This window comes from Clostridium thermosuccinogenes, assembly GCF_002896855.1.
In the GTDB taxonomy this organism is placed as follows: Bacteria; Bacillota; Clostridia; order Acetivibrionales; family DSM-5807; genus Pseudoclostridium; species Pseudoclostridium thermosuccinogenes.
Genome location: NZ_CP021850.1, coordinates 2,707,619 through 2,719,552, shown reverse-complemented (window position 1 = coordinate 2,719,552; position 11,934 = coordinate 2,707,619). Strand labels below are relative to the sequence as shown.

Genomic DNA, 11,934 nt, shown 5'->3' with positions numbered 1-11,934 from the left:
ACATGGGCTTTTCAGAGATAAAAGCTTGAATCGATGAAGGAAGTTATAGAGCACCTTAAGCCATGTGTGATATTGTCAAGCCTTTGGAAAACATCTCCGGAATTGTCAAAGAAGCCGTTTTTTAGATTAATAATTTTTGCATAAATAGAGATTGTAATGAAAAACTATAACTGATAATAACATGTGTCTGCATAAAATTACAATGAAAAACGGAGATGTAACGAATGGCAAGGAAAGCGATGGTGCTAAAACAGCTCAGAACACCTAAATATAAAGTTAGGAAATACAACCGATGCAGGATATGCGGAAGACCGCACGCATACATGAGGAAATTCGGCATATGCCGGTTATGCTTCAGGGATCTGGCTTATAAGGGACAGATTCCCGGTGTCAAAAAATCAAGCTGGTAAGACATATGCCGGCATAAAGCCAATTATCCTGCCTTTGATTAGAGTTCAGGCGTGTTTCGTAAACTGTTGAAACTGATAGATAGGTTTGAACGATAGGCTTCGGTGCATTTTGACGGTTGTGTTGTTTGTAAATATTTGGAATTTAGTGAAAAGGTGTTATGCTGAACCTTATAAGCAAAAAGGCATAGAGTTTTGAACCCTATAGCCCAAATTACTAGCGCCCTTATTTTCATTTAAGATTTTGTCAGGCTGCCCAATAGCCTTAAGTAATGATTGGCTTCCCGAAGCACATGGTCTGCCAGGAGCGGAGGAATGATGGATTTGATCTCACATTGTAATAATCCTATGGTAGCCGCCATCTTATAATCTTTTATTCCTTCCGTGGCCTGCAGGCTTTCTTTGAGTATCTGGTTTTCGGCTGATTTAATGCAATCTTCAACTAATTTTTCGAATCTCTTTGCAGTGTTTTCGGCAGTATGCTTGAGGTTCTTTTCTGTCGGATCCAGCATTCCGTCGATAAATTCTGCATGCTCTCCCATTATGTGATTCCAGAAATTGAGTTTTTCACACAATGCTTTTTTCGGAAGAGTTCCACTTTGAAGACATCTCAGCATTTCCATGTAATATTCTGCTTCCTGGATAAGATGCTTTAGCATTTCAGGATACAAGGCAATAAATATCCTGCATTCCAATGCCATGGACAATAACCTTTTTTTAAATTCGATCACTTTATAAAGCAGATTCAATGATTTGACATTTAAACAGTATGCGATATTTGCCCAATTTCCAAAGCTATAACTCGGGCCGCAGAACAATCTAAGTTCGGCTTCGGTAATACCTGTATTAAGGCTTGCTCCGGTCAGCATTGAATTAACTTCTTCCGCCCTTTTTGTATATGGGGTAACAAATTCATTAGACATCAGAGCACTCTTTGATATGTTCCCATTAGCATAGTGCACCGTTTCGGCCAACAATTCTTCAAAAGCCTGCTTTAATGATCTGGCTTCCATTATGTAAGCAGGTACCACCGGCTGCAAATTGGTTTCTATGAAAAATAAGTGCTCCTTCATGATTCTCTGAAAAAACAGATTTGTTTCAAAAGAAGTTCTTATAAAATCTTCTCTTGTCAACATAAAAATCCCCCTATTATTATGTAGCATATGATTATAATATTAGTGCAGGGGGCAAAAGGTGCTTTTCCTATATTCATTTCAGCGGAAAATCATTTTGCTTAATACTATATTTATAGTGTACTAATTTGCTGCTTTACTGCAGGCAGCTTGATATATTTTACTTCTTTCAATTTAGACAAAGCGTCAATTTGTTGTTTATTGACATACGCAAGGAAATGGAATGCTGTGCGTTTTTCAATTTTAATATTTTCGAATGTGCCTTTTTCTCGGGGCATGATTTCGTTTACAAATGCATCTACTGTTATGTCCGAATTATAATCCAAGCAAACATCAACTTTTATGGTTTCATCAGGTTTTAGGGTGACTAAAGGATAATTATGATAATAGCAACGTTAAGCCTATAGTTATAGGTCAAAGTAACCATTATCCCAAGTGAGACATATGACGATTATTTATAGCAAGCAGAATATTCCTGCCGAACTTTCACTTTCGGTGAAAATGCAAAAAGGCTATATATGTGTCAGATTCAAAATCACTTCAATGGCACAAAGGAGGCTTTTAAAGGCTATAGAGGCAAAAGTGGCTATATCATGAGCATGTTAATATATAGTATAAATTTGATAATATGGGAGTGTTTTAAAACATTTAAAAGTGGGTATATCGTATGCAAGGGGACATAATAGAGATATGAGTTCGGCTTAACGATTTGATTATTGGGCAACATTGTTTGAATTATTTTGCAAAACAATGGAAATAGCATATCTTTAAAAGCTAAATATTATTCGGGAAAATGATCATACCACTGGTTTCCTGAAAAGAGTCAGCCGTATTGCCGGATAAAGTTCCGTTAAGACCTTCCATGAGATTTCGAAAAGTCACAAAAAAGTTTTATGGCCTATGGCCTGTAAAATAACAGGATTTTGCAACGAGGCCTTTAACCAATTAACGCAATAAAGTGATGGACAAAAATCTGATAGGAAAGGCTTGAAACCCCTAATAAATACAATATGTCAGAATTTACAAAAAGCAATTTATTTTTACTAACTAGAAAACAGGGAGGTAATTAGTATGAAGTTTAAATGGAAAATAATCCTTTCATCAGTTGGCGTTATTCTGGCATTGGCACTGTCGATTGTCTTATTTACACGATCGGAAATAAGCAATCTTGTCTATTATGAAATCAGAGAAGAACTACAGAATTATTCCAATATGGGGCTGCGGCTTTTTGACAGGGTATATGATGGGGAGTGGTCTATTGTTGACGGTAAACTCTATAAAGGGAATGCGCAGATAAACGAGAACTACGAATTAATTGATGATTTTACAAAAGGAACGGAAGTGCTGCTCACAGTGTTCCAAGATGACATGAGAGCAGCAACTAATGTGGTGAATGAGAATGGACAACGCATAATAGGGACACAGGCAGCTAAAGAAGTCACTGAGCGGGTTATTAACCAAGGGAAGCCGTATCTGGGTGTAGCAGATGTCTTAGGTAAGTCTGTACATACATATTATGAACCGATTAGGGACAGCAGCGGTGCAATCATTGGTATGTGGTCTGTGGGCATTTACACGGATGTAGTTTCGAAAAAGATCGATAATACAATACTGATGATTGTCTTATTTGCAGGAGTTCTGGCTGCAGCAGGCATGATCATATCTTATATTCTCGGCAGTGTCTTAGCCAAAAGCATTAAATTGGTACAGGACAGGTTACATATGATGGAAGAAGGTAAGTTCGATTTCCGGTTTGATGAAAGGCTTTTAAACCGGAAAGATGAATTGGGCATGATGGCTCAATCGGCAAAAAATATGCAAAAAAGAGTTGCGGATATTATAAAGACCATTCAGCTAGAGTCGGAAAATGTAAAGGTGATGACTGAGAAGTCTTTGAAAAGCATGGAACAAGCTCATGAAGGCATAGAAGTCATATCGGCAACGACAGAAGAGCTATCCTCCGGCATAGAAGAAACCTCAGCGTCTACGGAGCAAATGAGAGATTTTACATACGAAATAGAATCAAAGGTTTCGAATATGGAAGAAAGAACACTGCAGGGAGAGCACCTTGCCGATGAAATTAAGCAGCGGGCTGAAAAGCTTAAGGGAGAGACCGACGTATCCTACCAAAATGCACTGGACATTTATGATAGGACCAATGTCCAGTTAAGAGAATCTATAAAACGGACAGAAGCCATTGAAGAAATCGGGGAGCTATCCAAAACCATTTTAGACATTACATCCAGGACCAATCTTCTTGCTTTAAACGCTGCTATTGAGGCTGCCAGAGCAGGAGAGGCAGGAAAAGGATTTGCTGTTGTTGCAGATGAAATCAGGGTACTGGCCACGAACTCCAAAAATGCAGTGTCTAGAATTAACGATATCATAAATAATGTTTCAGAGGCAGTGGAAAATGTGGTGGAGGATTCAAAAGCGCTTCTGGAGTTTGTAGACAATCAGGTGTTAAAGGACTACAAAATGCTTGTCAATACAAGCCTGCAGTATGCTCAGGATGCAGATAAGGTCCAGGAGGTAATAACAGAAATCAATAATATTGCAGGGGAAATATATAGCAAAATTCAGATAATGAGGCATGCCATTGACGAAATTGCAACCTCTGTAGGAGAAGGAGCGGTCGGTAATGCAGATATAGCTGCAAAGATAGCAGATATCGTTTCACAAACGGATGATGTGCTGCGTCAAATAATTGAAAATAGAAAAAGTGTGGAGAGGCTGGACGAAATGGTAGGATTTTTTCAGATCGTAGAGCATTCCGAAGTTATGTAATATTATCTTGTAAACCGAGTTTGGCTTGAAACAGTTGATTAAGGGGAGGGGGAAACTGCCTGGGCAGAATATCAACCCCTCACCAATGGCGTATGCTATGTTTTCATATTTTGCTTTGTGCTGTGTTTTCTTACTTTTTCTACTTCAGGCTTTTTAGCAGCTTATCATCGGTTTTACAAATAAGCTCAAGATTTTTTGATATGAGGGCATTGCGCTGGGCCACGCAAGCATATGAACGCAGAGGATCTTCCGGAGTATTTTTGACATAGTCAAGCAATCTATCGATGGTGGTAGTTGCGACATGAACCCGGGTATCGGAGGATGCATAATAAATGTATACATCTCCGTTTTCTCTTGCAATAACTCCGTTGCAGAATACCACGTTAGACACATCTCCAACTCGTTCTTCCCCTTCCGGAGCAATAAGATAACCCGAAGGCCGGCAAATAACCTTTTCCGGCTGGTCCAGCCTTGATAAGAAGGCATACAACACATAGCGCAGCCCTGCGGCAGTATTTCTTACCCCATGGGCGATATGCAGCCAGCCTTCTTTCGTTTTGATAGGTGCCGGACCCTGGCCGTTCTTTACCTCCTTGATAGTGTGATACTGCCTGTCGTCTATAATGATTTCTTCATCTATCACAGCATGCTCAATGCTGTCGCAGAGGCCCCAGCCAATTCCACCTCCTGTACCTGTATCTATAAATCCATCCTGAGGACGGGTATAAAAAGCATACTTTCCGTTTACAAACTCGGGATGGAGCACAACATTGCGCTGCTGTGGAGATTTCGTTTTTAAATCATCGAGCCTCTCCCAGACTTTAAGATCTTTCGTCCTGGCAATTCCACACTGGGCTATAGCGCTGGAGGTGTCGGTTCTTGGAGCGTCAGGGTCTTTTCTCTCGGTACAGAACAAGCCATAAATCCACCCATCCTCATGCTTGACAACCCTCATATCATAAACATTTATGTCAGGCTCATCAGTTTCCGGCATTATAATTGGATAATCCCAAAATGTGAAATTATCGACACCGTTATCACTTTCAGCTACGGCAAAAAATGATTTCCTGTCAGCTCCCTCTACTCTGGCAATAAGATAGAATTTACCGTCTATTTCAATGGCTCCAGGGTTGAAGACACAGTTAATACTTAAGCGTTCCATCAGATAAGGATTTGAGCGGTAATCAAGATCATAACGCCAGAATAGAGGAGTATGTTCGGCAGTCAGAACAGGGTATTTATACCTGTCAAATATGCCGTTTCCTCCTTCAACTTTTACATTTTTTCTTTCCACAAGCTCCTTGTGCCTTTTTACCAATAGGCTTAACCTTTCGTTAAAAATATCTTTGCTCATCTCATTACCACCTTCATATCTATTTTTCTAGATGTATCGTTCAAGCTTTCAAGGCGTGAAATAACCTCAAAGCAAGCTCTGCTGTTATGATAGGGGCATTTCCACGGCCCTGCTTTTTCCCTGTCTTTTAGAAAATCACCTTTGCGGTTTACTCCCCAGAACCATTCACCATGCTCTTTATCAATAATATGCTGCTCGATAAACTGCCAGCAGCGATAAGAAGCATCCCAAAAATGCTCATTTCCGGTCAGCTGGTAGGCATTAAGGAACCCTACCACTGCCTCGGCCTGAGGCCACCAATCTTTATTTAGATCTGTAAAACCACGGCTGCTTGCCTCATTCAATATGCCTCCATCGCAATCAATACCTTCTTCGTAGGTGGCTTGTGCCATTTTTACGGCAACTTCCTTTACTTTTTTAATTACTTGTTTATCGCCCAGCACTTCAGAGGCTTCACACAGAAGCCAGCTTCCTTCGATATCGTGACCATAGGAAATTGAATCACTTTTTACATTCCAGCTTTCATCGAAAAACAGTTTAAAGTGATGAGTATTTGGGTCAATAATATGTTCAATAATGACTTCAATGAGTTCTTTCAGCTTATTTCTCAAAATATCGTCATTCCATACCCTCAGCAGATTTGTGTAAGCCTCCAGGATATGCAGGTGGGTGTTCATGGATTTTTTTTCGTTTAAATCTTTGCTGCTTAAGCGTAAGTCCTCCGCAATTTCCCATTCCCGAGTGCAAGCTTCAAAATAGCCTTTGAACTTTTTGTCATAACCATGTTTTTCCATTGCCCGAAAAAGCTCTATTGCAAGCTCCAAACTTCTGCTTTTTCCGGTAGCCCTGTAATATTCAGAAAAGGCATATATGGTAAAGGCTTGGGCGTATAAATGCTTCCTGGTATCGGATGGTCTTCCCTTAAAGTTCACCGACCAGTAGACTCCTTTGAACTCATTGTCCCAGAAATGATCTAGTATGTACTCATATGCCCGCCTTGCCATCTCCAGATATTTTTCATCACCCAATAACCTAAAGGCAGCGGAAAATGTCCAAAGGATGCGGGAATTAAGAATTACTGATTTGTCGGCTATTTCATCAGCTACCAGGTCATTGGAAATATAACCGTAAAAGCCTCCGTTTTTTAAATCGACTGCATTTTTAATCCAGAAAGGCAGTATGTTGGTTACCAGTTCTTTTTTTACTTTGGATTGATACATGCATAGGTAATCTGTCATATTAACATCACATTCCTTTCGCTGTGCTCAAGGCACAAAATAGAATGAAAAATTTTTACTTAAGCCACCCTCTGTAGTAAAATATAAGTGGGTATGCAGGTATACTACAGAGCACGGGGAGGTGAGTGTGACAACCAAACTTTGAGTTGTCCGTATATTAACATGTGCCGTTCGCTCTCTCAAGTACAAATAAGTGTGCCATCGAGCACGAACACTAATCTTTGTTTTAAACAAAGCTCTTGTTTATATTGAGTGGACAGTCAATGCCTGCATCCCTAAATATTTACAAGGGTGAGGTTGATGCTTAAGATTGTCTATCCCATCTGTTGTGGAATTGATGTCCACAAAAAGTTTGTAATTGCCACTATTGCCACCACCAATGATAAAAATGTTACTTCCTATCAAACACGTCGTTTTAATACTTTCAAAAATGATCTAATCGCTCTCAACAACTGGTTAGTAGAAAACAAGTGCAAAGATGTCTGTATGGAATCCACCGGAAAGTACTGGATTCCTGTTTTTAACGTGCTCGAGGATTTCTGCACTATTACCCTTGCAAACCCGAGATACGTTAAAAATATCCCAGGTAAGAAAACCGATAAGCGAGATTCAATTTGGCTTGCTGACTTACACAAGCATGCATTGGTAAAAGGTAGCTTTATCCCATCTAAGCCTATACGGGAGTTGCGGGATTTAATTCGGTACAAGTCTAAACTTACCAACGTCTCTTCCAGTGAGAAAAACCGGGTGCAAAATTCGCTTACAGTTTCAAACATCATGCTTGCCAATGTTGTTTCCGACACCTTCGGCAAGTCTGCTTCCTCAATTATTAAGCACATGATAGAGAATCCTGATATCATCGACTTTGATTATTCTTCAATGCTCCACAAAAGTCTGAAGAAAAAATCGGATGAAATTGAACAAGCCGTTGCTGGTAAATTCTCTAAGGAGCAAGCGGCAAAATTGTCTGTATGCTATGAGCACTATAACAGCGTTGAAAAATGCATCGAAATACTGGAAGCTACAATACTCGAGCTATCTTTACCTTTCAAAGAACAAATTGACATCATCGCTACTTTACCTGGTATTAAGCAGGCATCGGCTACAGCTATTCTTTCAGAAATCGGAACCGATATGTCCGTCTTCACCTCGGACAAGCATCTTTGTTCCTGGGCTGGCCTTACACCCCAGAGTAATGAAAGTGCCGGTAAGAAGAAAAGTGTCCGTATTAGCCGCGCCGGTGTCTACATTAAACCTTTACTTGTCCAGTGTGCTAATGCCGCTGTAAAGGACAAGTCCTGCACTGTTTTCAAAAACCGCTATGAAGCGATTAAAAAACGTCGTGGTCACAAACGTGCTATTATTGCTACCGCAAGAATGATTTTAACCTGCATCTATCACATGCTCTCTAAAAATGAGCCATTCAATCCATTGCTGTATGATGACAATGCGAAATCTAAGAAGCGTAATCAGCAGGATTCTCTAAGTATTGAGCAGGCCATCGCATTTTTGCAAGCCAATGGGTATACTGTGAATATTTCTGATCTAGTGGCAATAACAAACTAATAGTGTAATTCCAGTTTCATCCACAGTCCTAGGTATTCCTTAAGGGCTTGCTTTGTTGCGGCCTTCGCGGGTCTTTTTTATTTTCACACTAATTTCACCTCTATGTGTGATATTGCATTATAGAACATGAACCTATTAGATTAGGAATAAAGCCGTCTGAACTAAAATATTAAATTTACCTAAACGTTAAGGTTATAAATAAATTATAGTTTGATTAAGACATTCTGTCAATAATCCTATATTATTGGTTTAGGATTGGATAATGAAAACAGAGTGAAATGATACTTAATCACAGACGCAGTTTTATAGTTTAAGCTGCAAGCTATAAAACACAAGTAATATACAGCAAAAAGATAAGGTAAGGCGTTTATCTGCTTTATTCTATTTTTTTTACAGAATCCCTATATATTATTTTTCCTTTTATCAATATTCTTCCGCACTTTAAGTCGTTATTCCTTACTTTTTTCACGATATACTCAACTGCAAGCCTTGACATTTCGTGCATATCAACTTCTACGGTTGTCAGCTTGGGATTCGAAATTGTAGAAAAAATATCATTGTCAAATCCCACTACCGAAATATCATCCGGTACCTTGTACCCCATCTCGTTTAATTTACTGATGAGATTAAAAGCCACTCGATCACAATTACATACATAAGCCGTAGGCATGTTTTTTTCCTTCAGATCCAACTCGATAAACTTTCCAGACTCGTCCCGATCATTGATGATATAGTTCATATCTAGTTCTAGCCTATGCTCCAGCAGTGCTTTGTAATATCCTAAAAATCTATCCTGTATGCTGCTCGTGGCATAAATATTGCCAACATAAGCTATTTTTCTGTGCCCGTTATGAATCAGGTAGTTAGTTATCTGGTAGGCTCCATAAAAATTATCGGTAACTATCAAATCGGTATCTATGTGGTCATCATAAAAGTCGAGATAAATTACCGGAATATCTATGTTTTGCAGCATTTCAATGTATTTTTTACTCACCTGTCCGAGAATGATAAAACCGTCTACCTTTTGCTCATAATATATTCTGGGCAAGTGGGCTTTCTCTTCGTCTTCCTGCGTCAAAATGTGCAAAATGCCGGCATACTGATGTCGTTCCAGCATTTTCGATATATGCTGATAAAAATTCATATAAAACGGCCGTCCTATTTCATTCATATCCATAAAGCGTTCGGACACTATGATGCCTATGTTATATGAGAGACCTTCTTTTACGGATTTAGCATGGGTGTTGTAGCGGTATCCCATTTCCTCCGCCAGCTTTTTTATTTTGCTTTTCAGTTCTTCACTAACCCCATCCTTGTCATTAAGTGCTTTTGATACCGTCACACAGCTTACATTAAGTTTATTTGCAATATCCTGCATTGTAACAACCTTTTTCATAATAATCACCTCAAAATTACCGCCTCATCGCTTTATTAAAAAATCATCCACCGGTAGCCTATTTACAAACATGATTTTTGAGCAGATACTTTTTTTACCCATAATCACTGTAGATGGATAAAACAATGAGAATTTTTATACAACGTTAACCTTATGGGGAATATAATACTTTATTATTTTATACCTTGTCAATAATCTAATCAATATGCGGATATTCCATGATTTTTATTTATAAACCGTAGATATGGCTTTGTATCAAACTGGATGCTATCAGCCATAAAAAATTGCTTGACAAGATAATAGGTGACTATTTATAATTAAAATGAAAGTAAACGTTAACTTTAAATACAATCCATCTATAAGTTTAATGTATGTTTTTCTAAGTTACAAACTAAAGGATCTTTGACGCTTGAGTATGTGAGTATTGGCTTAGTTGCTCCCGTCATGCCATAATGCTGTAATTACTGAAGCTTTAAAATCAATTATTACGCTGCTTACCATCTGCCAAGAACTTACATTATTCAGGTTTACAAAGAATAATCTCACCAATCAAAACTAAAAAAGGAGGATTTATATGAATCTAAAAAAAGCACTTAGTTTTTTCCTGGCTCTTGTGATGGCAATTTCGCTTGCAGCATGCGGAGGAGGTGAAAAAACTGAGAAACCGACGGTGGGTTCTGACACAGTTAGTGATGTCGAAAAGGAAAAAGCGACCGGTGAGTCCACGGCCGCACCAAAAGAAGTACCCACAATTGATTCTATCAATCTTGGCGAAGACTATACCGACTTAAAGACATCTCTTAAATTCCTGACTCATAGGACAGATATTGTCGATACTAAATTTGCTGATTACATATAGATAACGAACTATATAGTTAAAATTATCCTGTGCAATTTTCCTCCGAAGCCCTTACAATATAGGGCAGGGGGAATGTATAATGGGTAGAAAATGTGTTGAGGTTAAATCACTTTATGGATTAACGATAGATGACTTAAATTTAATAGCCAATAGTTCTGACAGTAATTATACCAGAGACGTCGTCAAAGCTGTAATCATGAGGCATAAGGGTATCCATACGCAGGTTATTGCAGATACCTTGAGTAAATGTAACGCAACCATTGTGTCATATATCAACAACTGGAACGATAGCGGTATTGCTTGCATCGCCGACCTGCGGGGCGGCAATATTGAAAGTACTGTCACCGATGAAATGGTAGAGGATATCCGCAATATAGTTACCAGTAAGAGTCCTCATGAGTTCGGCTATGAACAAAACCGGTGGAACGCCAAGTTGTTAGTCAGGTATGTAGAAGACCACTGGGGAAAAGAATATTCCGACACCTGGATCCGTAAAATACTGGCTAATCTTGGTTTCTCGTACAAAAGGGGTGTTTATAAACCGAGCAAGGGAGACCCAAAGCTTCAGGAAAGCTTTAAAAAAAATGTCAGTTGTATTGGATATAATTGAGCCTTTAGGAGATGTCTCCCTGTGGTGTCAGGATGAAACCAGTAAAAGGCTCGAATCCAACAACTTTTATTCCTGGAGTCCTGTAGGCAAACCTACAGAAATTGAGTGTAACGGCTGTCATAAGGGCATCAATATCATTGGAGCTACGGAAGTACTGAATCATATGGGTTTTGTGTACGATGTATACTCCAAAAAAGAAGGCTCTTTGACAGCAGCTCATGTGGTCAAATATATGGAGCGTTTACTGGACTATGATAAAGCAAGAGGGATTTCTACCACCTTTGTCCAGTGGGATAATTCTCCGATTCATAAAGGCCCTTTGATACAAGAGTTTGTTGAGGCTCATAAAAGTGATTTAATAGTGTTGCATCAACCTCCTTATTCTCCACACCTGAATCCTCAAGAGGAGATGTGGCACTGGATGAAAAACTTTATTGCACAAGCCTCTGCTGTAAAGAACGAACAGGAACTATTGCATTTAGTAAATCGTTTTGAGGCATATATTAAAGCTCATCCTGATGAGGTTAGGCATCGGCTATATGCCCGGAACTACTTTCCATGATTGCCAATTTGGCAATTGTAGG

At 39.1% G+C, this 11,934-nt stretch carries 10 protein-coding genes; 6 read left to right on the top strand and 4 right to left on the bottom strand.

Annotated features, from left to right (window positions below; genetic code table 11):
• The first annotated feature begins 224 nt into the window (after positions 1-224).
• Positions 225-410 carry a type Z 30S ribosomal protein S14 gene (locus CDO33_RS11825; protein WP_103081779.1) on the top strand — a complete coding sequence of 62 codons (186 nt, stop codon included), beginning with the start codon at positions 225-227 and terminating at the stop codon, positions 408-410.
• 233 nt (positions 411-643) lie between these two features.
• Here the strand turns inward: CDO33_RS11825 and CDO33_RS11820 are convergent, their stop codons facing one another.
• Positions 644-1,543 carry a DUF2935 domain-containing protein gene (locus tag CDO33_RS11820; RefSeq protein WP_103081778.1) on the bottom strand — a complete coding sequence of 300 codons (900 nt, stop codon included), beginning with the start codon at positions 1,541-1,543 and terminating at the stop codon, positions 644-646.
• A gap of 1,068 nt (positions 1,544-2,611) precedes the next feature.
• Here CDO33_RS11820 and CDO33_RS11810 point away from each other — a divergent pair.
• The gene (locus tag CDO33_RS11810; protein WP_103081776.1) at positions 2,612-4,327 is read left to right on the top strand and encodes a methyl-accepting chemotaxis protein; all 1,716 of its coding nucleotides are present in this window, start codon (positions 2,612-2,614) and stop codon (positions 4,325-4,327) included.
• 139 nt (positions 4,328-4,466) lie between these two features.
• Here CDO33_RS11810 and CDO33_RS11805 read toward each other — a convergent pair whose 3' ends face one another.
• On the bottom strand, positions 4,467-5,681 hold the full coding sequence (locus tag CDO33_RS11805) for a glycoside hydrolase family 130 protein (protein ID WP_103081775.1): 1,215 nt from the start codon (positions 5,679-5,681) through the stop codon (positions 4,467-4,469).
• On the bottom strand, positions 5,678-6,901 hold the full coding sequence (locus tag CDO33_RS11800) for an AGE family epimerase/isomerase (RefSeq protein WP_274540205.1): 1,224 nt from the start codon (positions 6,899-6,901) through the stop codon (positions 5,678-5,680). The genes CDO33_RS11805 and CDO33_RS11800 overlap by 4 nt, the downstream gene beginning before the upstream one ends.
• A 318-nt stretch (positions 6,902-7,219) precedes the next feature.
• Between CDO33_RS11800 and CDO33_RS11795 the strand changes: the two genes are divergently transcribed.
• Positions 7,220-8,485 carry an IS110 family RNA-guided transposase gene (locus CDO33_RS11795; RefSeq protein ID WP_103083332.1) on the top strand — a complete coding sequence of 422 codons (1,266 nt, stop codon included), beginning with the start codon at positions 7,220-7,222 and terminating at the stop codon, positions 8,483-8,485.
• 376 nt (positions 8,486-8,861) lie between these two features.
• On the opposite strand, the gene CDO33_RS11790 is transcribed toward CDO33_RS11795, so the two are convergent.
• A complete protein-coding gene (locus CDO33_RS11790; protein WP_103083309.1) occupies positions 8,862-9,881 on the bottom strand; it encodes a substrate-binding domain-containing protein in 1,020 nt (339 codons plus the stop codon).
• Between the two features lie 574 nt (positions 9,882-10,455).
• Between CDO33_RS11790 and CDO33_RS11785 the strand changes: the two genes are divergently transcribed.
• The 3 genes from CDO33_RS11785 to CDO33_RS11775 all read left to right on the top strand — a co-directional run bounded on the left by CDO33_RS11785 (position 10,456) and on the right by CDO33_RS11775 (position 11,912).
• Complete coding sequence (locus tag CDO33_RS11785) at positions 10,456-10,740, top strand: hypothetical protein (protein ID WP_103083308.1); 285 nt, start codon at positions 10,456-10,458, stop codon at positions 10,738-10,740.
• Between the two features lie 79 nt (positions 10,741-10,819).
• The gene (locus CDO33_RS11780; RefSeq protein WP_103083342.1) at positions 10,820-11,350 is read left to right on the top strand and encodes a helix-turn-helix domain-containing protein; all 531 of its coding nucleotides are present in this window, start codon (positions 10,820-10,822) and stop codon (positions 11,348-11,350) included.
• Positions 11,325-11,912: a transposase gene (locus tag CDO33_RS11775; RefSeq protein WP_103083343.1), complete on the top strand. Its 588-nt coding sequence runs from the start codon at positions 11,325-11,327 to the stop codon at positions 11,910-11,912. The genes CDO33_RS11780 and CDO33_RS11775 overlap by 26 nt, the downstream gene beginning before the upstream one ends.
• The last annotated feature ends 22 nt before the right edge of the window (positions 11,913-11,934 follow it).